Genomic DNA, 23770 nt, shown 5'->3' on the forward strand with positions numbered 1-23770 from the left:
GCGCCGTATTCTTCTGCTACCACATTAGCACGCTAAATTGATATAATGTTTTTATTCAAACCCCTTATTTTAAATGGAAATGGAGATTGACGGGATGAAAAAGATTCTTGTTTGCCTGATGGCGCTCACCATGTCCGTCGGCTTGCTCGCCGGCTGCGGATCGAAAGCAAATGCAAAGATTGAGAGTAAGGCCGACCTCGAGGGCAAGGTCGTTGCGCTGCAAGCTGACTCCTCAGCAGAAGCGGCTTTGGCGGGAGATGAGATCGCCTCCAAGGTGAAGGAAGTGGTCAAGTTCCCCGACAACATCGCAGCGCTCAACGACCTCACAGCGGGCCGTGTGGATGCGGTGATTCTCGACGAGGTGGTCGCCAACTATTATGCGGCCAAAGACCCCGAGGGCTTCAAGGTGCTGGACGATTCCTTGGCGGCTGAGGATTACGGCATCGGCTTTAAAAAGGACAACACCGAGCTGCACGACAAAGTCGTCGCCGCGTTAGGTGCGATGCAGGCGGACGGCACCACCGCGCAAATCTCGGAAAAATGGTTTGGCAAGGATATCTTTGTCAACAATTTTGAGGCTCCTGCGGAGCCGATTGTCCCCGACACAACCGGTAAGAAATTGGTTGTCGGCCTGGATGACAGCTTCCCGCCGATGGGCTTCCGCGATGAAAACAACGAGATCGTCGGTTTCGATATCGACCTCGCCAAAGAGGTAGGCAAGCGCATCGGTTACGAGGTAGTTTTGCAGCCGATCGATTGGGCCTCCAAAGAGCTGGAGCTGGATACTGGCAACATCGATTGCATCTGGAACGCGTTCACCATCACCCCTGAGCGCCAGGAAACGATGCTGATGACCGCGCCGTATCTCGCCAACAATCAGGTGATCGTGGTAAAACCCTAAATAAGAACCAGACAACCGGATGATAAATCCGGTTTTGTCTGTTTTAGCAAGTTTTGGGACGGACACCACTGTTAATTTGAAGGAGCAAACCGGATGGATTTTCAGAACATATGGAACACCACCTTGAACATACTGACCGGCGCAGGCACGACGATCTCCCTGTTTTTGGTCACGATCCTGTTGTCGCTGCCGCTGGGCTTCTGTTTTACCCTGATTGCCCGGTCCAAAATTGGACCGGTGCGCTGGGTGATGAACGGGATCATCTACATAGTGCGCGGCACACCGCTGTTGTTACAGCTCTTGTTTGTCTATTTCGGTCTGCCGTATCTGCCGTTGATCGGAGATTTTTTGCGGATGGAACGCTTCACGGCGTCCTGCGTCACCTTTGTGGTTAACTACGCATGCTATTTCGCCGAGATCTTCCGCGGCGGCCTGCTGGCAGTCAATAAGGGGCAGTATGAGGCGGCCAAGGTGTTGGGCATGTCCAAGGTGCAGACGATGATGCGCGTAATCTGCCCACAGATGGTGCGCGTGGCCTTGCCGTCGATCGGCAACGAGGCCGTCACGCTGGTCAAAGACACCGCGTTGGTGTTCACCATTGGCGTTACAGAAATTCTGCATCTCACAAAGACGGCAGTCAGCCGCGACAAAAACACCTTCTTTTTTGTCATCGCCGCGGTCATCTATCTGGTGATGAATACCGTGCTGACCTACGCCTTCAAAAAGGTGGAAGCGAAGATCAACTACGAAAAGGAGGGATGACCGATGCCGTTTATTTCTGTTAAAAATCTGCAAAAATCCTATGGCGCACTCGATGTGCTCAAGGATGTGAGCTTTGACGTGGAGAAAGGGGACGTAATCGCGGTCATCGGCTCCTCAGGTTCCGGCAAGAGCACCATGCTGCGATGCCTGATCGGGTTGGAGCAGATCGGCGGCGGTACCGTCTCGGTGGATGGGGACGATATGATCCGGGATGGAAAGTATTCCTCCAAGGAGCAGGTCAAATCAATCACCGCAAAGATGGGGATGGTCTTTCAAAATTTCAACCTGTTTCCGCATCTGACCGTGCGCAAAAACCTCGAGATGCCCTATCGCCTGATGCACCGAGAGGTGGACGAGGCGCAGACACATGCCCTGTGCGACAGCCTGCTGCAAAAGGTTGGGATGCTGCCAAAGGCCGATGCGATGCCCGCTCAGCTCTCCGGTGGGCAGCAACAGCGCGTTGCGATTGCACGCGCCATGATGCTCAGCCCGGAGATCATGCTGTTCGACGAGCCGACGTCGGCGCTCGACCCGGAGCTCACCGGCGAGGTGCTTGGGGTGATCCGGCAGCTCGCCAAAGAGCACATGACGATGATTGTGGTCACGCATGAGATGTCCTTTGCACGCGATGTGGCGACCCGGGTGCTGTTTATGGACGACGGTTTGATTCTGGAGGAGGGCTCCCCGGAGGAAATCTTCCAACAGCCAAAGAACCAGCGTACACGTGAGTTTTTGAGCAATTTTATTGCACCATAACAATTAATGTTCACAGCGGGGAGGGCGATCTCCCCGCTTTCTTGTCAGAAACGGCTTTTGGTATAACCTCCCTTGTTTTGGAAAGAATAATGCCAGCTTTCGTTCGTGTAGCGAGTGAAAAAGGGGAGGAAAGATCAAATGAAGAGACCACTGGCCATGTTTCTGGCCATGACCGCGCTGTTGGGCATTGCGGCGGGGTGTACGGAGAAAAAGACCGGACTGAAGGACAACGATACCACCTTGCAGCAGATCGTAGATGCGGTGGCGGAGGAGATGGGGGATTTTTATGTCCAGATGCCCTCCAAGTTGGACGACGAGACATTGGAAAATCTGTACAGCATCGAGCCGGACAGCGTGGAGGAGTATGCCGGGGATTTCGCCGTTACCATGACCTCGGCTGATAACTTCGTCGCTGTCAAGGCAAAGGAGGGCAAGGCTGAATCGGTGCGGCAAGCGCTGGAGAACCGGCGCGCCCAGTTGCAGCAGACCTTTGAGCAGTATCTCCCCGGGCCGCTGGAGATAGCCAAAGCGGGCAAGGTCTTGGTAAAGGGCGACTATGTTTTTTTAATCATGCTGGGCGACCCGGAAAAGGGTGCGTCCAATGAAATTGCGCGGGCTGAGGCGGTCGTCAACCGTTATTTTAACGAATAATTAACAGGGGCATGGTTGCTTTTTGCGGCAAAATTTGCTAAAGTGATACCGTGCCCCATACAAGGCCGTCGGTTGAAGAGATGGCCTTGTTTCTTTTCGGCTGTTTTTCCAGGCAGCCGTTTTCCGGCGCTTTGGAATTAAACACAGACAGGAGATTGAACCAATGGTATTCAGCAGCCTTTTGTTCCTATTCCGTTTTATGCCAGTGGCATTTTTGCTCTACTACATCACCCCGCGCAGGTTCAAAAATCTGATGATTTTGTTGCTGAGCTTGGTGTTCTACTCGTGGGGCGAGCCCAAATATTTTCCCATCATGATTGCCTCCATCCTGTGCGACTACTTCTGCGGACGCTTGATCGAGGCCAATCGCTCCAAAAAGTGGGTCTGTAAGCTGGGGCTCATTATCTCCGTTGTTTTTAACATCGGTATGCTGATGTTTTTCAAGTACAGCAACTTCTTCATCGAGAATTTTAATGCGGCAACTGGGCTTTCGATCGGCCTGCTTAAATTGACGCTTCCCCTGGGTATCAGCTTTTACACCTTCCAGACCCTATCCTACACCATCGACGTTTACCGCGGCGATGTGAAGGCGGAGACCAACATCATCGATTTTGGCGCCTTCGTCTGCCTCTTTCCGCAGTTGATCGCGGGCCCGATTGTCAAGTATACCGACATCAACCGCGAGCTCAAAACCCGCACCATCAATCTGCCCCAGATTCAGGAGGGAATCCGGTGGTTTATCTTTGGTCTGGGAAAAAAGGTGCTCATTGCCAACAACATCGGTTCCCTGTGGGACGAAGTGCAACGCCTTGGGTTCACCAACGTTTCAACCCCGCTCGCCTGGATGGGAATCCTGGCGTTTTCTCTCCAGATCTATTTCGATTTCAGCGGCTATTCCCTGATGGCCATCGGTCTGGGTAAGATGCTAGGTTTCGACTTTCCTCAAAACTTCAATCTGCCCTACATCTCCAAAAGCATGACGGAATTTTGGCGGCGCTGGCACATGACGTTGGGCTCCTGGTTCCGCGAATATGTCTATATCCCCCTGGGTGGCAACCGCAAGGGTAAGGCGCGCATGTATTTGAACCTGTTTATCGTCTGGGCCGCCACCGGCTTTTGGCACGGAGCAAGTTGGAACTTCCTGCTGTGGGGCGTATTCTTTGCAGTCCTGCTGATCGTCGAAAAGGCGTGGCTGCTTCCGCATCTCAACCGAGGCAAGGTTTGGCCGCACGTCTACGCCGTCGCGCTGCTGCTCATCAGTTGGGCGATCTTTGCCATCACCGACCTCTCTCAGCTAGGCGTCTTTTTGCAGAAGCTGTTCGCCTTTGACGGCGGTGTGGATTGGGTTTATTATCTGCGCGGTTACCTCATCACCATTGTGGTGGCGATCTTCTGTTCCACGCCGGCGGTGGAAAAGCTCTATCAAAAATTTAAGGATGTGGAATGGATTGACATCTGCGTGTTGGCGCTGATCCTTGTGCTGTCGGTGGCCTATCTGGTGGATGCCACCTACAATCCGTTCCTCTACTTCCGATTCTGATGAAAGGAGACAGCGACATGAAACAGATCACAAAATATCCGCTGGTGCTCCTTTTCGCGGCGTTTATCGCCGTCCTTTCGGTGCTCGATATGTTCGTCAGCCGGCGGGAGTTTTCCGAGATGGAAAATCGCTACTTGCAGCTTAAGCCGACCTTTACAGTCAAATCTTTGATGAACGGCAAGTACACCAGCACCTACGAGACCTATATCAACGACCAGTTTGTGCTGCGTGACAACTGGATCAGCCTCAAATCCAGAACCGAATATTTGATCGGCAAGCAGGAAAACAACTCGGTGGTCTATGGGAAGGACCACTATATGTTCGACAAGCTCGACCGCCTGGATGAGGAGCGCATTAAACAGAATCTGTCAAATGTGAAGGAGTTTTTTACCCGTTACAGCGATACGCCCGCCACCTTCGCCGTCATTCCCAATTCCTATGCGGTGTTATCTGATAAGCTGCCCTACGGCTTGGCGCTGGTGGACCAGTTCGCCTACATCGACAAGTGGTATGCTGAGGTGGGGGGCACAGGGGCCGCGACCCTGTCGCTGAAAGAATCGCTTTTGGAACACAAGGACAACTATATTTACTATATGACCGACCATCACTGGACTACCTACGGGGCGTACCTCGCCTATAGCGACTACGTCCGTTCGCGCGGAATGGAGCCAGTGGAGTACGACAGCCTGACCGCTAACGAGGTCAAAGGGTTCTACGGGACCTATTTTTCCAAATCCAAACTGTTTAACGCGGTGCCAGATATCATCACCTGGATGGACATTCCCACCACCAGCGTCACCATCGATGGAGGAACCACGATTTTCGACAGCAACAAACAGGAGGTCCCAGTGACCGGACTGTATTGGCAGGATAAGTTTGAAACGCGAGATAAGTACGCGGCGTTCCTCTATGGCAACAACGGTGTCACGGTGATCCAAAGCGAAAACAACCGCTATCACAGCGAGGGCAAAACCAGTCGCATCCTGGTCATCAAGGATTCCTACGGCAACTCGATGGTGCCCTACCTCACCTACAATTACGACGAAGTGGTGGTGTTGGACCTGCGCGCCATTCCTTTCAATATGAGCGAATTTATGGCGGAGAATGAGTTCGATGAAATCCTCCTGCTTTACAATTTCAAAAACTTTTCCGAGGACATCAACTTTACACGTCTGAAGTATTAATTGCCGCTGGGCCGCCTATCTGGGCGGCCCTTTTTGTCTCGCAGCCCGGCGTTTTTGGAAGTGTGCCGCTTGAATAAAAGGTCAAAAAATGATATAATTTGATGATACATTAAATACCCGGGAGGATGCGATTTGTCCACACAGATGAAAACGGAACTGTCTCAGGCGGAGCTCAGCCTCCAGTTTGAATATATGAAGCGGGTGCGGGAGCTTCTCGCCCAACGATACGATCATCCGCCGCTTGCGCATGTGCATTCCTACGGGTGCCAGGCCAACGTGGCGGAGGGGGAGCGCATCCAGGGAATGCTTGCCCAGATGGGCTATGGATTCACCGATTCCCCAGACGATGCGGATTTTATCCTTTATAACACCTGCGCCATCCGAAAGGGTGCTGAGGATCGCGTGTTCGGCAATGTCGGAGCACTGCAGCACAACAAGCGCCGCCGCCCCGATATGATTATTGCCCTGTGCGGCTGTATGACTCAGCAGGAACAGGTGGCGGCCCGGATGAAACGGAGCTACCCCCATGTGGATCTGGTGTTCGGCACTCATGCAATCCACCGCTTTCCGCAAATGGTTCACGAGGTACTGTCGAGCCAAAAGCGGGTATTCCACATAGAGGAAACCGAAAATATCATCGCAGAGGGACTGCCGATCCGGCGCGACGGCGACTTCAAGGCGTGGATTCCGATTATGTACGGCTGCGACAACTTCTGCACCTACTGCATCGTCCCCTATGTGAAGGGGCGGGAACGCAGCCGGCGGCCTGGTCCGATTCTGAACGAGGTGCGGGAGCTGGCGGCAAAGGGCTACCGGGAGTTCACTCTGCTCGGGCAGAACGTCAACTCCTATGGAAAAGGGTTGGACGAGCCGGTATCTTTTGCCTCACTTTTGCGAAAAATAAATGAGATCGAAGGTGACTTCCGCGTTCGGTTTATGACCAGCCACCCCAAGGACTGTACCCATGAGCTGATCGACGCCATTGCGGAGTGCGACAAGCTGTGTAAGCATATCCATCTGCCTGTGCAGTGCGGTAGCGACCGCATCCTAAAGCAGATGAATCGCCACTATACCTTACAGCAGTACCGCGAGCTGATCGACTATGCGCGAAAAAAAATTCCCGGTGTGAGCTTTACCAGCGACATCATCGTGGGCTTTCCCGGGGAGACCTACAAGGACTTTTGCGAGACCCTGGCGCTGATCCGTGAGGTGGAATACGATTCGCTTTACACCTTTATTTATTCCCCCAGGGAGGGAACCCGTGCAGCGCAGATGGAGGATCCGATGCCGGGCGAGGAGAAGTCACGCTGGTTCCAGGAGCTGCTCGAAACGCAGGAGCAGATCGGCATCCGGCACAACGAAGCCCGCGTGGGCAAGGTTCTGCGGGTATTGGCCGAAGGGGAAGCCAAGAACAAGTCTGGCTGGCTGACCGGCCACGCCGACAATAGCTCCATCGTCAATTTCCCGGCGGATCAGGACTTGATCGGCAGTTTCGTACCGGTGCGCATTACCCGTGCGCTCAACTGGGCTGTGGAGGGCGAGCCGGTGCTTTAGTTTTTTTGTTTGATTTTCGTGTCGGCCGCCGCGCGGGGCGGATGCGGATGCTCATATAAAATCAATAAAGTTTATCATACGCGCGGAAGAAAGGATTCATACCATGGATGTAATTAAACTCACCCGGGAACTGGGAAAAGCCATTCAGGAGGACGACGGGTATAAGCTGTTTGCCGCCGCCAAGGAGAAAGCTGACAACGACACCGAGCTGCAGGATTTGATCGGCAAGTTTAATCTGAAGCGCATGGATTTGAGCAACGCGGTGACCGCCTCCGAACCTGATCAGGCCAAGCTGGAGCAGTTGGACAAGGAACTCAAGGAGCTCTACGACACCGTGATGAGCAATCCCACCATGATTGAGTTTAACGCCACCAAACAGGCTGTGGACAGCATGATGAGCTTTATCAATCAGATTTTGACGGCCAGCGTCAACGGCGAGGATCCGTTCCTGGTGGAGGAAGCCCACGATTGCGGCGGCAACTGCGGTTCCTGCGGCGGCTGCCACTGAGAGATAGACAGAACTTGATATGACAACATAATCGCCCAGGAGGTAAAGATTTATGGCCAAACTTTCGCCGATGATGCATCAGTATTTTGAACTCAAGGAGAACCACAAGGACCATATTTTGTTTTTCCGCCTGGGCGATTTCTATGAGATGTTCTACGACGACGCCCTGCTGGCCTCCAAGGAATTGGAGCTGACGCTGACCGGCCGCGACTGCGGCCAGGAGGAGCGCGCGCCGATGTGTGGCGTCCCTTACCACAGTGCGGAGGCGTACATCGCGCGCCTGATCAAGAAGGGCTATAAGGTCGCCATCTGCGAGCAGATGGAGGACCCAGCGCTCGCCAAAGGCTTGGTACAGCGGGACGTGATCCGCGTGATCACGCCCGGCACCATCGTCGAGACCAGTATGCTGGACGAGGGGACCAACAATTTTATCGCCAGCATCTTCTGCGATATCCGCGGCTTTGGTGTGTGCTTCACCGACATCTCCACCGGCGAGATCAAGGCCACCCAGTATCAGGGCCGCGATCATCAGCAAAAGCTGATCTCCGAGCTGGGCCGCTTTATGCCCAGCGAAATCATCTTCAATCAGAGCTTTCTCGACTATAAAGTTGTGACTTCTTTTATCAAAGAGAAGCTGGGTTGTTCAACCAATCTGGCGGATGACGACGAGACCGTCATCGCGATGGCGCAGGATTCGATTTGCAGGCACTTCCAAGTGGGCGAGCTTTCTCAGCTCGGATTAGATGACAAGCCCTACTGCACTTATGCGGTGGGGATGTTGCTTCACTATCTGGAAAACACCCAAAAGACCGGCCTGGAACGTCTGCTTGCCATCGATTATTACAACGACAAGCAGTATATGAATTTGGATATGACCGCCCGCAGGAACCTGGAGCTCACCGAAACGATGCGTTCGGGCGAGAAGCGCGGCTCACTTCTGTGGGTATTGGATAGAACCAAAACGGCGATGGGTAAGCGGCTGCTGCGCTCCTATCTCGAGCAGCCGCTCGTCAATCCGACTGTGATCAATAAGCGCCTCAATGCGGTGGAGGAGCTGTTTCGATGCAGTATGCAGCGGGGGGAACTCATCGAAATGCTTGCGGGCATCTTCGACCTTGAGCGGCTGATGACCAAGGTGGTGTTCGGAAATTGCTCTCCCCGCGACCTCAAGTCGCTGGAATTTACCGCCTCCAAGCTGCCGCCGCTCAAAGAGGCGGTGAGCGGGTTCCAATCGGCTTATTTGACACAGATACATAATGAAATCGACCTGCTGGAGGATATCCACAGCCGGATTCACAGCGCGGTTAAAGATGAGCCCCCGATCAATACCAAGGAGGGGGGCGTGATCGAAAAGGGGTACAACGAGGAGCTCGACGGCCTGCGGGACATCGTGTACAACACGAAGGAGTATCTCGCCAAAATCGAGGCGGACGAGCGGGAAAAGATCGGTATCTCCAAGCTGAAAATCGGGTACAACCGCGTATTCGGCTATTACATCGAGGTGTCGCGCTCCAATTCCGAGCTTGTGCCCGCTCATTACATCCGCAAGCAGACGCTCGCCAACTGCGAGCGCTACATCACGGAGGAGCTCAAGGAGCTCGAGGAGAAGATCCTCGGCGCCAACGAAAAGATCATCCGTCTGGAGCAGCAGTTGTTCGACGAGCTGCGCACCTTTGTAGCAAGCCAGCTCCACCGGGTGCAGGCCACGGCTTCAGCCATTGCACGGCTGGATGTGTTCGCCGCCTTTGCGGAGGTTTCCTCCCTGCGCGGCTATGTGCGCCCGGATATCACCGTTTCGGACGAGCTGATTATCAGAGACGGCCGCCACCCGGTGGTGGAGGCGCTGCTCACCGGCGCGCCGTTTGTGTCCAACGACTGTTACCTCGACTGTAAAGAGAACCAGATCAACATCATCACCGGCCCCAATATGGCCGGTAAATCCACCTACATGCGGCAGGTCGCACTGATCGTCCTGATGGCACAGATCGGGTGCTTTGTCCCCGCATCAAGCGCCAAGATCGGCATCGTGGATGGCATTTACACCCGCGTTGGCGCATCGGACGACCTGGCTTCCGGTCAGTCCACCTTTATGGTGGAGATGAACGAGGTCGCCCAGATTTTAAAATCCGCGACCGCTAAGAGCCTGTTGATCCTCGACGAGATCGGCCGCGGCACCTCCACTTTCGACGGCATGAGCATCGCGCGGGCCGTGATCGAATTCATCGCGGACAAGAAGAAGGTGGGGGCCAAAACCCTGTTCGCCACCCACTACCACGAGCTGACCGAGCTGGAGGAGGAACTGTCCTCGGTGAAAAACTACAATATCGCCGTGAAGAAGCGCGGAGATGACATCACCTTCCTGCGGCGCATTGTGCGGGGCGGAGCGGACGACAGCTACGGCATCGAGGTTTCCAAGCTGGCCGGCATCCCCGATGCGATTATCGAGCGCGCGCACGAGATTCTCACCGACCTGGAAAACGGCAACCCTGTGGCGGCACGTATCAGGGAGGGAAAACCGAAGCTGGAGGAGGCGGACGACGGGCAAATTTCCCTGCTGCCGCTCGCGGAAAGCCCGGTTGTGGAGCGCCTGCGCCAGATGGATGTCAATACCTTGACGCCGATAGAGGCGCTCAACACCCTATATGAACTGAAAAAGCTGCTCACTTAATCGATACAGCGAAGGGAGGGACGCCCCATGGGCGTGATACATCGTTTGGACCGGCATGTCGCGGAGCTGATCGCGGCGGGCGAGGTGGTGGAGCGCCCCGCCTCAGTGGTCAAAGAGGTGGTGGAAAATGCCATCGATGCGTGCGCCACCGCCATCACAGTGGAGATCAAGAACGGCGGCATGACCTTTATCCGGGTTACTGACAACGGCAGCGGTATCTACCGCGAGGATCTGTCCGAGGCGTTTCAAAGCCATGCCACCAGCAAGATTCAGGACGAATCCGACCTGGACGGCATTTTGACCATGGGGTTTCGCGGCGAGGCGCTCGCTTCAATCGCCGCGGTGGCGCGGGTGGAGCTGCTTACTCGCCGTGCGGAGGAGTTGGAGGGTTCGCGCTATGTGATCGAGGGCTCCGAGGAGCGGGAGAATCAGCCCGCCGGTTGCCCCAAGGGCACGACCATTATCATCCGCGACCTGTTTTACAACACGCCGGCGCGCCTCAAATTTGTCAAAAAAGACGTGAGCGAGGCGAACGCTGTGGCCGGAGTGCTCGATAAAATCGCAGTCTCACACCCCAATATTGCATTTCAACTGATTAAGGATGGGGAGCTCAAGCTCAATACGCCAGGCAACGGCGACCTGTTGTCGGCAGTCTACGCTGTCTACGGCCGCGAGTTTACTAAGGGGCTCACCGAGGTGCACTATCAAAACGGAGGTTTTGCTGTCGATGGCTTGGTATCCAAGCCGGAATTCAGCCGGCCCAACCGCTCGATGCAGAACTTTTTTATCAACAAGCGCTTCGTCAAAAGCCGCACGGCCGCGGCTGCGCTGGAGGAGGCCTACAAGGGGGCGTTGATGGTCGGACGTTTCCCGGCCTGTATCCTCAACTTGACGGTGGAGCCTCACACTGTGGATGTCAATGTACACCCAGCGAAGATCGAGGTTCGCTTTCAGAATGAAAAGCCGATCTTCGATCTGGTCTATTTTGGGGTAAAAAATTCCCTGGCTGGGTTGAATGCGCCGGAGATACGGCTCAAAAATCAACCTGCGGCTCACCAGCCTAAGCGAGAGAGCGAACCGCAGCGCATGAGCGCACAAGAATTTCAAAGAGCTTTTGGGCAGCAAAAATGCGAACCAGGCGGCACAATCCGCGCGGTTTCGCCCAAAGAGCGCGCTACAATGGAGGGAGCGCTGGACAAGCCGTTAACCCTGCACAAGCGGGATGACCTGTTCCGCGTGACGCCCCCTTCTGCGCCTCTCTATCAGGAAAAGACAGATGTGACAAGCTCTAAACCTTTACAGAAAGAAACGCTGCTGCCGCAGAAGAAACTGTTCAACGATCCACCTCCGGAAGAACAGTTCGGCCTTTCAGCATTCAGCGAGACGGCGCCGGTTGTGAGCCAGTACGCCAACGCGCGCCTGGTGGGCGAGTTGTGGGACACCTACATCCTGCTGCAAAACGGGGACAAAATGCTGGTGGTGGATAAGCACGCGGCGCATGAGCGCATCTTGTTCAACCGCCTAAAGGCGGAGGAGCGGGACCAGTTTTGCCAGACGCTGCTCGCCCCAAAGGCGGTTGCCCTCGCGCGCGAGGAATATGACGCCGCGGTGGAGCACCTCGATTTATTGGCCCGCTGCGGCTTTGACGCGGAGGATTTTGGCGACGGCTCCCTGTTGGTGCGCACCGCGCCCATGTGGTTGTCGGATGGCGACGTGGCGCCAGTGGTGTCCGAGCTGTGTGCAAATCTCAAAGAAAATCGACGCGATATCACGCCGGAGGTGCTCGACAGCCTGTACCATTCGGTCGCCTGCCGCACGGCGGTGAAAGGCGGAAACAGGAGCACACCGCTTGAGCTCTCCGCTATTGTGGCGGTTCTGGAGGAGGACGGTACGATTCAGCATTGTCCGCACGGCCGCCCGGTCTGTGTCACCATGACCCGCCACGAGCTGGAAAAGCAATTCGGCCGGGTGTAAGGTGAGGATCGGTATGGAAAGAAAAATCCCATTGTTGTGTGTGGTCGGACCCACCGCGTCGGGCAAAACAAAGCTCGCGATCGAACTCGCGAAGCGATATGACGGCGAGGTTGTATCGGCCGATTCGATGCAGGTATACCGCCATATGGATATCGGCACTGCGAAGCCCACCCCTGCAGAGAAGGAGGGCATTCCGCACCACTGCCTGGATTTCGTCGAGCCAGGGGAATCGTTCAGCGTGGCTGAGTATGTGGAGCACGCCCGCGCGGCGATTCGACAGATCGACGGTCGCGGTAAGCTGCCCATTCTGGCGGGGGGCACCGGCTTATATGTCAGCAGTTTGGTGGACAACATCGCTTTCACCCCCACCCCAAGCAGTGAAGCGGTGCGCATGGAGCTGCAACAACTGGCCGGGGAACGGGGCAACCAATACCTTTGGGAAATGCTGCGTGAGATCGATCCTGCACTTGCGGACAAGCTCCACCCAAACAACCAGGGCAGGATAATCCGCGCCATCGAGATTTATCGGCTCACCGGAATCCCCATGAGTGAGCACCAACGGCTTTCACGCGCGGAGCCGTCTCCCTACCGGGTTTGTATGCTGGGTCTCAACTTTGCCGACCGGCGGACGCTCTACGCGCGCATCGACCGGCGGGTGGATCAGATGGTGCAGAGCGGACTGCTGGAGGAGATTCGCGCTTTGCAGAGGATGGGTTATTCCAAAACCTCGATGCAGGCGATTGGTTACAAGGAGTTTTTCTCTTATCTGGATGGAAACGGAACGCTGGAAGAAGCGGTCGAACGGGTAAAACAGGAAACGCGGCGCTATGCCAAGCGGCAGTTGACCTGGTTTCGCCGGGACGATCGTATCCGCTGGCTGAATGTGGATGAATATGACGGATTTGCGCCGCTGCTGGATGCGGCGGCGCAGCGGTACGAACAGGAAAAGGGGGAAGCGGTTTTATGAAAAATGGGGCATTACAGGACATCTTTTTGGATGAGGTTCGCAGACAGAAAACTCCGGTGACAGTATACCTCACCAACGGATTCCAGCTCAAAGGGCTGGTGCGCGGGTTTGACAGCTTCACACTGATTTTGGACTGCGAGGACAAACAGAATTTAGTCTATAAACACGCCATTTCTACCATCATTCCGGCTAGGGTGATCGAAATGACTATCTCCGAACCGGAAGTATAAGCAAGGAGTGCACCTATGGAAACCCTGTCCGGAAAAATATTGACTGCGCTGATGGCGCTGTTCCTGCTGATCTATGTGGGTTACCAGGGATATCGCTACTATTATTCCCCCATCAAGACAGAAACGGTGCTTGGCTACACTGTGCAGGACACATTGCGGGTCAAAGGTCTGCTTGTTCGCGATGAGCAACCGGTAGAGGGGGGAAGCTCGGGCGTGGTGGCTTATTTCGGCGAGGATGGCATGAAGGTCACCTATGGCACCCCGATCGCTGAAATTTATGCCACCAAGGAGGATGTGACCAACAAGCGCCGCATCCAAAGCCTAGAGGAAGAATTAAACCAGTTGGAGGCAATTCAAAAGCCGGGCAACAACTACTTTCTTAATTCCGAGGCGATCTCCAAGCAGATCAACGAGAACCTCTATGCGATTATCGACTGCAACGAATCGCGCGACCTGCTGGAAAGCGCCGAGGACAAGGCCGAGCTGCTGACCAATCTCAATAAGAGGCAGCTCGCAACCGGTGCGGTATCCAATTTTTCCAGCAAGATTGACCGGCTGGAGCGGGAAAAATCGCAGTTGGAGCAGTCGGTCTCGGGCGGATCTCAGGTGATCACCTCAGACCGGGTCGGCTACTTTTCCAGTTATGTGGACGGAATGGAGCAGGAGCTCACGGTGGACGAGCTGGATGTGCTCACTGTAGACCAGGTTCAGGGCTACATCGATGGTAAATACGAACAGGAGAGCTCCGAACTCGGTAAAATTATCAGCTTTAATGCCTGGTATTTTGTGGCGCTGATCCCGGAGGACGAGGCGGTTACATGGAAGGAGGGGGAGAAACTCAGCATCGATTTCTCGATCCCCGATTTTCGTGAGGTTCCCGCAGTCATCCAATCCATCCGGGTGCCGGAGGGGGAAAAGCAGGCGATTGTGACGTTCCAATGCAGCTATATGTGCCCGCAGCTCACCCGTTTGCGCAATCCTTCGGTACAGCTCAACTTTGGGATGTATACCGGCCTGAAAATCCCCGATCAGGCGGTACGCTTTGTGGATGGCGAACGCGGCGTGTACGTCAACACCGGCAGCGAAATCAAATTCAAGACCATCGATGTGATTTATGAGGGTGCGGGTTTTGTTCTCAGCGCTATCGATGAATACAACCAGAATCAGGTTCAATGGTTTGACGACATTGTTGTGAAAGGAACTGATTTGCAAGATGGAAAACCAGTCGATCAGGGATGAGCAGTTAAAGCGGAACATCGAAGATGTGCAGGAGCGGGTCAGGCTGGCCGCCCAACGCAGCGGGCGGAGCTATGAAGATATCACCATCCTGGCGGCGACCAAAACGCAGGATGTGGCGACCATCAACTGGGCGATCGCATGCGGCATCCGCTGCATCGGGGAAAACCGCGTTCAGGAACTGACTGCAAAATACGACGGCTACGACAGGGAACATGCCGCCGTCCAGTTTATCGGCCACCTTCAGGTCAACAAGGTGAAGTATATTGTAGACAAAGTGGAGCTGATACAGTCGGTGGATAGCTTGAAGCTGGCTGCTGAGATCGACCGGCAGTGCGCCAAGATTGGCCACGTAATGGACGTGCTGGTGGAGGTCAACATCGGCGGGGAGGTGAGCAAAAGTGGGGTGGCACCCCACGAACTGGAGCCTCTGCTGCTGGGTTTGGCTGGATTAGAGCATATAAAAGTGCGCGGTTTGATGACCATTCCGCCGATTTGTGAAAATAGAAAACAAAGCGAGCAATATTTTAGCATTCTACACAAAGAGTTTCTTGACATCAGGGCCAAAACATTAGATAATATCGATATGGATATTCTTTCAATGGGAATGTCCGGCGATTATGAAACTGCAATAGAATGTGGGGCGAATATGATACGGGTTGGGACCGCGCTGTTCGGTCCCCGTAAACAATTGGAGGGCTGAATCGATGGGACTGATGGACAAATTCAAAGACTTCATGGGATTTCCGGAGGACGACTACGACGACTATGAAGAAGAGGAATATGATGTGGGCCCCGACAACGAGCCTTACGCCACCTCCTCCCCGAACACAAATACCGCGCCTGCCTACACCGCCGACATACCGAAACGGAACAACAACAAGGTTGTCAATATCCATGCCACCACACAGCTTCAGGTTGTGCTGGTGAAACCAGAGCGCTTTGAGGATGCAAGCGCGGTGGCCGACCATCTCAATGAGAAACGCACGGTGGTGCTCAACCTGGAGTCCACCAACAAGGACGTTTCCCGCCGGTTGATCGACTTTTTGAGCGGTGTGGCCTATGCCAACAACGGCCAGATCAAACGGGTGGCGAGCAGCACCTATATCATCACGCCGTATAATGTCGACATCATGGGCGATCTGCTCGACGAACTGGAGAACAACGGAGTCTATTTTTGATGATGAATCTGCAAAATCTCACACAGGATGACCGCTACCTTTTGGCGCGTGTGGCGGATGCCTTTCGAACGGCGGATAGCAATGGGCGCCCAAAATATACCGGCTTTCTGGATGAGCGGCAGCAGGAGCTGGTCAAAGCATTTGCCGCTCAACAACATTTTCATCAGTATCTCTTTTTTGGGGGATTTGAAAGCGCCGCGCGCAAAGTGCTCGGCGCATTTCCCGATTATACCGATCTGATGCAGGAACCGGCTGCACTCTTCGATTGCATCCAGCCGGTCACTCTGCGCTATCGCGCGCAGGACAAGCTCTCCCATCGCGACTTCTTAGGGTCGCTGATGGGCCTCAACATTACCCGTGAATCGGTGGGGGATATCTTGGTTGGGGAGGGGATTGCGGTTCTGTTTGTCCTGCGCCCTGTTCTTCCGATTATTCTGGAAGAGCTCGCCAAGGTGGGGCGGGTCGGCGTGCGCTGTGAAAACGCGTTGCCCAGCGAACTGCCCTTGGAGGAGCATTTTCTTGAAATAAAGGATACGGTCAGCAGTCTTCGCCTCGACTGCATCGTGTCCGTCCTGACGAAATTGAGCAGAGAAAAATCGGCCGCACTCATCGCGCAGGGCTTGGTGACGCAGAATTATGAAATCATCCAGAGCAACTCCCGCGCGGTCCAAGCGGGCGATACGGTCAGCATCCGGGGATATGGTAAATTTTCTGTGGCCGAGGCGGGAAACGTCACCCGAAAGGGGCGTATCCAGGTGCTTTGCAAAAAATATTTATAGGGGGATATCTAAATGCTGACTTCGAATGACATCGCCAAACAGAGGTTTGACCATGCCGCATTCGGCGGATATAAGAGCGACGAGGTGGACGCCTTTTTGAATGAGGTCGCCAACAGCTTTGAGGAACTGGAGGAGCAAAACGCGGTGCTGCTCAAAAAACTGGAGGTGCTCGCAGAAAAATTGGAGGAGTACCGCAGCGATGAAGAGAGCCTGCGTTCCGCCCTGTTGGGCGCGCAAAAGCTCGGCGACAGCGTCGTCCGGGAATCCAAAGCCAAGGCGGAGCTGATTATCCGTGAGGCCAATGTCAAGGCAGAGCGTCTAATCGCCGGTGCGCACGACCAGGTGGAGAAGGAAAAGCTGGTATATGTGCGCCTGCAGAAGGATGTTGCATCCTTTAAAAGCAAACTGCTCGCTACCTATAAGCAGCATTTGGAGTTGATCAGCAGCCTGCCTGATCAGATCAATAAGGAGAAAGCGCAGGCGGCGGCTGAAAAAGCCAGCGAGAGTGCAACAGCTAAAGAGCCCGAACCGACGGAAGAGAAACAGGAGGCGGTTAGCGAGGAGGAAGCACAGGCCACCGATTTTACCGCGCGTCCCGAACCGAAGGAAGGGGACTATGCGGAGCATGACTACGAAGAGCCCGCCCCCAAGGCGGCGAAGGATTCCCTCCCGCACCGCGATACCGAGGAGATTGTGAAAAAATCCCCCTACGCAGACGAATATTATGAGGACTTCAGCGATGATGAAGAGGGGCACGGCGACGGCGCCCCCTCTTCTTCAAATAAAAAGAAGTCGAAGTTTGGCACCCTCAAGTTTGGCGCCGGTTACGACTTAAAGCGCGAATAATTTTGTTGCTTGGTTCGACAAAAATGTTAAGGAGAGATTAGATCAAATGGCTCAGGACTACAATCAGACCTTAAACCTGCCGAAAACAGATTTTGCCATGAGGGCGGCGCTCCCGCAGCGCGAGCCCGGCATGCTCAAAACCTGGGAGGAGACCCGCCGTTACGACAAGATGATCGAGAAGAACGCCGATCGTCCGCTGTATGTGCTGCACGATGGCCCGCCGTATGCCAACGGCGATATCCACTTGGGCACAGCGCTCAACAAGGTGCTCAAGGACATCATCGTCCGCAGCAAGAACATGACCGGCTATAAGGCGCCGTATATTCCCGGTTGGGATACCCACGGCCTGCCGATCGAGCTCAAAGCGCGCAAAAAAATCGGCGGCGATCAGACTAAACTTTCGGCCGTCGAGTTGCGCAAGGGGTGCAAGGAGTTTGCTCTGAGCTATGTCGATTTGCAGAAGCAATCGTTCCAGCGGCTCGGTTCGCTGGGCGATTACGATCATCCCTACCTCACCCTTCAGCCGGAACTGGAGGCCAAACAGATCGAAATCTTTGGCGAGATGGCCAAAAAGGGATACATCTACAAGGGCCTGAAGCCGGTCTACTGGTGCCCCACCTGCAACACCGCGCTAGCGGAGGCGGAAATCGAGTATGAGGAGGATCCCTGCCATTCGATCTATGTCAAGTTCCGCTGCGTGGACGACAAGGGCAAGTTTTCCGCTCTGGGTCTCGACCCCTCCAAAGTTTTCTTTGTGATCTGGACCACAACCACGTGGACGCTTCCCGGCAACCTTGCGATCTGCTTGGGTGGAGCCTACGAATACAGCGTCGTCATGGCGAACGGGGAATACTATGTGATGGCGACCGATCTGGTGCCCTCCGCGATGCAGGCGGCCAAGATCGATTCCTATGAGATCGTGGCCTCAATGCCCGGCACCGAGTTGGAATATTTGACCTACCAGCATCCCTTCTTGGATCGTGTATCTCCGATCATCCTGGGCGATCATGTCACCCTGGAGAGCGGCACCGGATGCGTTCACACCGCGCCCGGCCACGGCGTGGAGGATTTCGAGGTCTGTGTCAACCACTATCCCGAAATCCCCATCATCGTGCCGGTGGACAGCGAGGGCCGTCTCACCGAGGAGGCAGGCCAGTTCGCAGGCCTCAGCACCGACGAAGCCAACAAGGCCATTGCCAAATATCTGGATGCCAACGGCGCGCTATTCGCGCTGCAAAAGATCATCCACCAGTATCCTCATTGTTGGCGCTGCCACAGCCCCATCCTGTTCCGCGCCACCGAGCAGTGGTTTTGCTCGGTAGAAGATTTTAAAGATCAGACGGTCAACGCCATCGAAAAGGTTCAGTGGATTCCCGATTGGGGCGAGGGGCGCATCACCAATATGGTGCGTGACCGCAGCGACTGGTGCATCTCGCGCCAGCGCGTCTGGGGTGTGCCCATCCCCATCTTCTACTGCGACGACTGCGGCAAATATGTGGTCAACGACGAAAGCATCCATGCGGTTTCCGCATTGTTCCACGAGCAAGGGTCGGATGCCTGGTATCTGAAATCGGCGGAGGAGATTTTGCCCGAGGGCTTCACCTGCCCGCACTGCGGCGGCAAGCACTTTACCAAAGAAAAGGACATCATGGATGTGTGGTTCGACTCGGGATGTACGCACGCTTCGGTTCTCACTGAACGCGGCGATGATGTGCACTGGCCGGCCGACCTTTATTTGGAGGGCGCTGACCAGTACCGCGGCTGGTTCCAGTCCTCGTTGCTCACCGCTGTCGCTTGGAAGGGAACAGCGCCTTACAAGGCGGTGTGCACCCACGGCTGGGTGGTCGACGGCGAGGGCAAGAAGATGTCCAAATCGTTGGGCAATGGCATCCTGCCGGAGGATATCATCAAGGAGTACGGTGCGGATATCCTGCGCCTGTGGGTGGCCTCCTCCGATTATCATGCGGACATCCGTATTTCCAAGGAAATCCTCAAGCAGCTCTCCGAGCAGTACCGCAAAATTCGCAATACCGCCCGCTACATCCTGGGCAACGTCTACGACTACAACCCCGACACCGACGCGGTGCCGTTTGCAGATATGATGGAGCTGGATAAATGGGCGATTGTGCAGCTCAACGCCTTGACGGAAAAGGTGAAAGAGGCATATGAGACCTTTGATTTCCATGTGGCGTTCCACGCGGTGCACAATTTCTGCACCATCGATATGTCCAACTTCTACCTCGATGTCATCAAGGATCGCCTCTACTGCGAAAAGACAGAAGGGAAGGAGCGCCGCAGCGCCCAGACTGCGATCCATACAATCCTTAGTGGATTGACCCGCCTGATTGCCCCGATCATCCCGTTTACTGCGGAGGAAATTTGGGCCTCGATGCGTCACGGCAAGGGCGAGGATGCGGAATCGGTGATGTTTAACCAGATGCCTGATCACTTCGATGTCAGCGTGTCGGATGAATTTATAGCCAAATGGGATCGCATTCATGCGGTTCGTGACGATGTCAACAAGGCGCTGGAGCAGAAGCGCAACGCCAAACAAATCGGAAAATCGCTGGAAGCCAAAGTTGTGCTCCACTGCGCGGACACCGATCTCTACCATTTCCTTATTTCGGTGCAGCAGGAGCTGGCCAGCGCATTCATCGTTTCTTCAGTTTCGGTGGAGCAGGGCGGAGACGGCGAATTCACAGGGGAAACCGAGGCGCTTACCATTTCGGTTCTGCCCGCTGACGGCCAGAAGTGCGAGCGTTGCTGGATTTACAGCGAAACAGTCGGCCAGTGTGAGGATCATCCCACGCTGTGCGCCCGCTGCGCTTCGGTGCTCAAATAATAATATTCTGAAATTTGCGGTGGGTCGCTGGGCACACCGCAAATTTCGGTGCATCGATTTTTCGGTGTGATTGGAGGAACTGTATTTGGTTATCATCGCTTTGATCTCTGCGTTGATTTTGATCGGCGTAGATCAGGCAATCAAGTTTTGGGCGCTCGACACCCTCACTGCGGTGGATACTATCCCGCTGATTCAGGATGTGCTGCATCTGACCTATGTGGAAAACAGAGGAGCTGCTTTCAGTATGCTTCAAGGACAGACCTGGTTTTTGGTCGGAATCACTGCAGTGGTGGCGATTGCAGCTATCGTTGTTCTGTTGTCCGGAAAAGTCAAGGAAAAAATGGCAATTTGGTCGATCGCACTGATTATTGCGGGAGGCGTCGGCAATCTGATTGATCGCATTGGCCGCGGCTTTGTGGTGGACTACATCGATTTCCGGTTGATTCATTTTCCGGTGTTCAACTTTGCCGACTGCTGTGTTGTAGTGGGTACCATCCTCTTGGCGTTTTATATCCTCTTTTGGGAAGAAAAGAAGCACAAAAAAACAATACAAGAAAGTGGAGACGGCAATGCCAACGAATCTGCTGTTTGAGATTGAGCCTCAGGATGCTTCGATGCGCATCGACCGTTGGTTGGCCGACCACAGCGACGGTCGGGTCACCCGCACGATGGCGCAGCGCTTGTGCGATGATGGGGCGGTTCTGGCTGCCGGCAAGCCGGTTAACAAAAACTACAAGCTGCGTGCAGGGGATCGTTTGGAGGTTACTGTGCCTGACCCACAGCAATTGGACGTTGCCGCACAGAAAATCCCGTTGGATATTGTATATGAGGACGGCGAGTTGCTGGTGGTCAATAAACCCAAAGGAATGGTGGTGCATCCAGCTGCCGGGAATCCCGACGGAACTTTGGTCAATGCGCTTTTGCACCATTGTGCGGGACAGCTTTCCGGGATCAACGGGGTGATCCGCCCGGGAATCGTCCACCGCATCGACAAAAACACCAGTGGATTACTGATTGTGGCCAAGACAGATCGCGCGCATCTTTCGCTTGCCGAACAAATAAAGGCTCATACCTTTACACGTGTTTACGAGGCCGTTGTCTATGGAACTGTTAAACAGGATGCTGGAACGGTGGACGCCCCGATCGGCCGCCATGCGGTGGATCGCAAAAAGATGTGCGTGACCGAGCACAGCTCTCGCCATGCCGTGACCCATTACGAAGTGATTCAACGATATCAGGGATTCACCCACATTCGTTGCAGGTTGGAGACCGGGCGTACCCATCAAATTCGTGTTCATATGGCGTATATCGGTCATCCAGTGGCGGGTGACGACGTCTATGGTCCCCAAAAAGTGATCGCTGCCCTCAATGGGCAATGCCTACATGCAAGGATAATCGGTTTTCAGCATCCTGTAACCGGAGAATACTTGGAATTTACCTCTCCGCTGCCCGACTATTTCACCAAATTTCTGGCGACCTTAAAGGAATGAGGTGAAGCATATGAAATTTGAAAATTGGCTGTTGGTATCCGACATCGACGGTACCATTTGCCCCGAATACAATGTGATTCCCCAGCGCAACCTGGACGCAGTTCGCCGCTTTCAACAGGAAGGCGGACGTTTCACCCTGGCGACAGGCCGCCATCTTCAAATCGTCCGTCATCTGGTGAAAGCGTTTGAAATCCGCACACCGCTGATTTTGGTGAATGGCGGCTGCATCTACGATCCGGTGGCGGAACGATTCACTTACGAGCAATATTTAAATGAGACTGCAATCCGTTATGTCAAAGAGCTGCAGTGTCGCCGCGAACTTCTGAGCGTCCGTCTGATGACCGAAGATAACGGCGTCTATGAGGTCTACCGGCGGGAGGATATGGAACTGTCCGATCCGCGTTATTCCAAATATGCTGTGCCCTGGGCCGAGCTGGAACAGATTGCAGCGATGCGTTGGCGAAAGGCGCTGTTTGTCACCTCCGTGGAGGACGCGCCTGCCTTTCGCGCGTTCGCACAGGCACAGCGATACCCCGATGTTTCGTTTTTGGCCTCCAGCGGGAGTTTTTATGAGATGGTGCCCAGAGGCGTATCCAAAGGGGAGGGGCTGTTGCGTGTTGCGCAGCAGTTGGGCATTCCGGTGGAACACACCATCGGTATCGGCGATTATGAGAATGACCTCTCCCTGTTGCAGGCGGCTGGTTTCTCGGCTGCCCCTGAAAATGCGATCGGAGCGGCAAAACGGCTCGCAGATCGAATCGTCTGCGACAGCAGCGAAGGCGCAGTGGGCGACCTCATCGATTATTTGATAACCCATGGCAACAGTTAAAATAAAAAATTATTGGAGGAAGGAAAATGGATGACCTGAAAAGAAAGCAACTGCAAATCGCGGCCTGTAAAATCCGTATGGGCGCGATCGAAGGCGTCTTCAACGCCAAATCCGGACATCCGGGCGGTTCTCTTTCCGCTGCGGATATTTACGCTTATTTGTATTTTGCGGAAATGAATGTGGATCCCACCGATCCCAAGATGGAAGGGCGCGATCGTTTTGTCCTCTCCAAGGGCCATTGTGCTCCGGGCCTGTATGCAGCCTTGGCGCTCAAGGGTTATTTTGCGACGGATGAGCTCAAAAAGTTGCGTCACATCGGAGCGATGCTGCAAGGGCACCCCGATATGAAGGGGACGCCGGGTGTAGACATGAGCTCCGGCTCGTTGGGCCAGGGGATTTCCGCGGCCTGCGGCATGGCCAAAGCGGCCAAGTTGGACGGCAAGAGCTACCGTGTCTACACATTGCTGGGCGACGGTGAGTGCGAGGAAGGGCAGGTCTGGGAGGCGGCGATGTTCGCAGCGTTCAACCACCTGGACAACCTCTGCGTGATTGTAGATAACAACGGACTCCAGATCGATGGACCGGTCAGCGAAGTGGTCGGACCCGAGCCGCTGGACAGCAAGTTTGCGGCATTTGGCTTTGAGACGATTGTGATAGACGGCCACAACTTTGACGAGTTGGAAGCCGCTTTTGTAAAGGCCAGGGAAACAAAGGGAAAACCAACGGCCATCATCGCCAAAACGGTGAAGGGCAAAGGGGTGTCGTTCATGGAAAATAAAGTGAATTGGCACGGTGCAGCCCCGAATGCAGAGCAGTATGAGATCGCAATGAACGATCTGAAGCAGATTCTGAGCGGATTGGAGGGCAAATAA

Annotated in this window: 21 protein-coding genes and 2 pseudogenes; all 23 read left to right on the forward strand. The window is 54.6% G+C overall.

Annotated features, from left to right (window positions below; genetic code table 11):
- Nucleotides 1–130: 130 nt before the first annotated feature.
- A pseudogene (locus tag H8711_RS00350) lies at nt 131–541 on the forward strand (type 2 periplasmic-binding domain-containing protein); the annotation flags it as partial.
- A gap of 75 nt (nt 542–616) precedes the next feature.
- Nucleotides 617–892: pseudogene (locus tag H8711_RS00355) on the forward strand (transporter substrate-binding domain-containing protein); the annotation flags it as partial.
- 102 nt (nt 893–994) lie between these two features.
- Nucleotides 995–1663 (forward strand): amino acid ABC transporter permease, encoded by a 669-nt coding sequence (locus H8711_RS00360; protein ID WP_249281540.1) that lies wholly within the window; start codon nt 995–997, stop codon nt 1661–1663.
- Between the two features lie 3 nt (nt 1664–1666).
- Nucleotides 1667–2419: an amino acid ABC transporter ATP-binding protein gene (locus H8711_RS00365; protein ID WP_249281541.1), complete on the forward strand. Its 753-nt coding sequence runs from the start codon at nt 1667–1669 to the stop codon at nt 2417–2419.
- A 138-nt stretch (nt 2420–2557) separates the two neighbouring features.
- Nucleotides 2558–3070: a DUF4358 domain-containing protein gene (locus H8711_RS00370; protein ID WP_249281542.1), complete on the forward strand. Its 513-nt coding sequence runs from the start codon at nt 2558–2560 to the stop codon at nt 3068–3070.
- A gap of 163 nt (nt 3071–3233) precedes the next feature.
- Entirely contained in the window at nt 3234–4610 is a 1377-nt protein-coding gene (locus H8711_RS00375) for an MBOAT family O-acyltransferase (protein WP_249281543.1), read from the forward strand.
- A gap of 17 nt (nt 4611–4627) precedes the next feature.
- Nucleotides 4628–5794 (forward strand): DHHW family protein, encoded by a 1167-nt coding sequence (locus H8711_RS00380; RefSeq protein WP_249281544.1) that lies wholly within the window; start codon nt 4628–4630, stop codon nt 5792–5794.
- Nucleotides 5795–5926: 132 nt separating this feature from the next.
- Nucleotides 5927–7348, forward strand: a complete 1422-nt coding sequence (gene miaB / locus H8711_RS00385; RefSeq protein WP_249281545.1) for a tRNA (N6-isopentenyl adenosine(37)-C2)-methylthiotransferase MiaB — start codon at nt 5927–5929, stop codon at nt 7346–7348.
- A 103-nt stretch (nt 7349–7451) separates the two neighbouring features.
- The gene (locus H8711_RS00390) at nt 7452–7856 is read left to right on the forward strand and encodes a YlbF/YmcA family competence regulator (protein ID WP_249281546.1); all 405 of its coding nucleotides are present in this window, start codon (nt 7452–7454) and stop codon (nt 7854–7856) included.
- Nucleotides 7857–7908: 52 nt separating this feature from the next.
- Nucleotides 7909–10524: a DNA mismatch repair protein MutS gene (mutS, locus tag H8711_RS00395; RefSeq protein ID WP_249281547.1), complete on the forward strand. Its 2616-nt coding sequence runs from the start codon at nt 7909–7911 to the stop codon at nt 10522–10524.
- A 27-nt stretch (nt 10525–10551) separates the two neighbouring features.
- Entirely contained in the window at nt 10552–12498 is a 1947-nt protein-coding gene (gene mutL, locus H8711_RS00400; RefSeq protein WP_249281548.1) for a DNA mismatch repair endonuclease MutL, read from the forward strand.
- A gap of 13 nt (nt 12499–12511) precedes the next feature.
- The gene (miaA, locus tag H8711_RS00405) at nt 12512–13465 is read left to right on the forward strand and encodes a tRNA (adenosine(37)-N6)-dimethylallyltransferase MiaA (RefSeq protein ID WP_249281549.1); all 954 of its coding nucleotides are present in this window, start codon (nt 12512–12514) and stop codon (nt 13463–13465) included.
- The gene (gene hfq, locus H8711_RS00410) at nt 13462–13695 is read left to right on the forward strand and encodes an RNA chaperone Hfq (RefSeq protein ID WP_249281550.1); all 234 of its coding nucleotides are present in this window, start codon (nt 13462–13464) and stop codon (nt 13693–13695) included. The genes miaA and hfq overlap by 4 nt, the downstream gene beginning before the upstream one ends.
- A gap of 15 nt (nt 13696–13710) precedes the next feature.
- Entirely contained in the window at nt 13711–14934 is a 1224-nt protein-coding gene (locus H8711_RS00415; protein WP_249281551.1) for a biotin/lipoyl attachment domain-containing protein, read from the forward strand.
- Nucleotides 14909–15634 (forward strand): YggS family pyridoxal phosphate-dependent enzyme, encoded by a 726-nt coding sequence (locus H8711_RS00420; RefSeq protein WP_249281552.1) that lies wholly within the window; start codon nt 14909–14911, stop codon nt 15632–15634. Before H8711_RS00415 ends, H8711_RS00420 begins: the two co-directional genes overlap by 26 nt.
- Nucleotides 15635–15638: 4 nt before the next feature.
- Nucleotides 15639–16112: a cell division protein SepF gene (locus tag H8711_RS00425; protein WP_249281553.1), complete on the forward strand. Its 474-nt coding sequence runs from the start codon at nt 15639–15641 to the stop codon at nt 16110–16112.
- Nucleotides 16112–16891, forward strand: coding sequence for a YlmH family RNA-binding protein (locus H8711_RS00430; protein WP_249281554.1), 780 nt, complete (start codon nt 16112–16114; stop codon nt 16889–16891). Before H8711_RS00425 ends, H8711_RS00430 begins: the two co-directional genes overlap by 1 nt.
- Nucleotides 16892–16903: 12 nt before the next feature.
- Nucleotides 16904–17737: a DivIVA domain-containing protein gene (locus H8711_RS00435; RefSeq protein WP_249281555.1), complete on the forward strand. Its 834-nt coding sequence runs from the start codon at nt 16904–16906 to the stop codon at nt 17735–17737.
- Nucleotides 17738–17783: 46 nt separating this feature from the next.
- The gene (gene ileS / locus H8711_RS00440; RefSeq protein ID WP_249281556.1) at nt 17784–20579 is read left to right on the forward strand and encodes an isoleucine--tRNA ligase; all 2796 of its coding nucleotides are present in this window, start codon (nt 17784–17786) and stop codon (nt 20577–20579) included.
- An 85-nt stretch (nt 20580–20664) separates the two neighbouring features.
- The gene (gene lspA, locus H8711_RS00445) at nt 20665–21171 is read left to right on the forward strand and encodes a signal peptidase II (protein ID WP_249281557.1); all 507 of its coding nucleotides are present in this window, start codon (nt 20665–20667) and stop codon (nt 21169–21171) included.
- Nucleotides 21149–22069 carry an RluA family pseudouridine synthase gene (locus tag H8711_RS00450; RefSeq protein ID WP_249281558.1) on the forward strand — a complete coding sequence of 307 codons (921 nt, stop codon included), beginning with the start codon at nt 21149–21151 and terminating at the stop codon, nt 22067–22069. The genes lspA and H8711_RS00450 overlap by 23 nt, the downstream gene beginning before the upstream one ends.
- Before the next feature lie 10 nt (nt 22070–22079).
- Nucleotides 22080–22898: a Cof-type HAD-IIB family hydrolase gene (locus H8711_RS00455; protein WP_249281559.1), complete on the forward strand. Its 819-nt coding sequence runs from the start codon at nt 22080–22082 to the stop codon at nt 22896–22898.
- A gap of 26 nt (nt 22899–22924) precedes the next feature.
- Nucleotides 22925–23770 carry a transketolase gene (locus H8711_RS00460; protein ID WP_249281560.1) on the forward strand — a complete coding sequence of 282 codons (846 nt, stop codon included), beginning with the start codon at nt 22925–22927 and terminating at the stop codon, nt 23768–23770.

The organism is Ligaoa zhengdingensis (assembly GCF_014384885.1).
Classification (GTDB): domain Bacteria; phylum Bacillota; class Clostridia; order Oscillospirales; family Ruminococcaceae; genus Ligaoa; species Ligaoa zhengdingensis.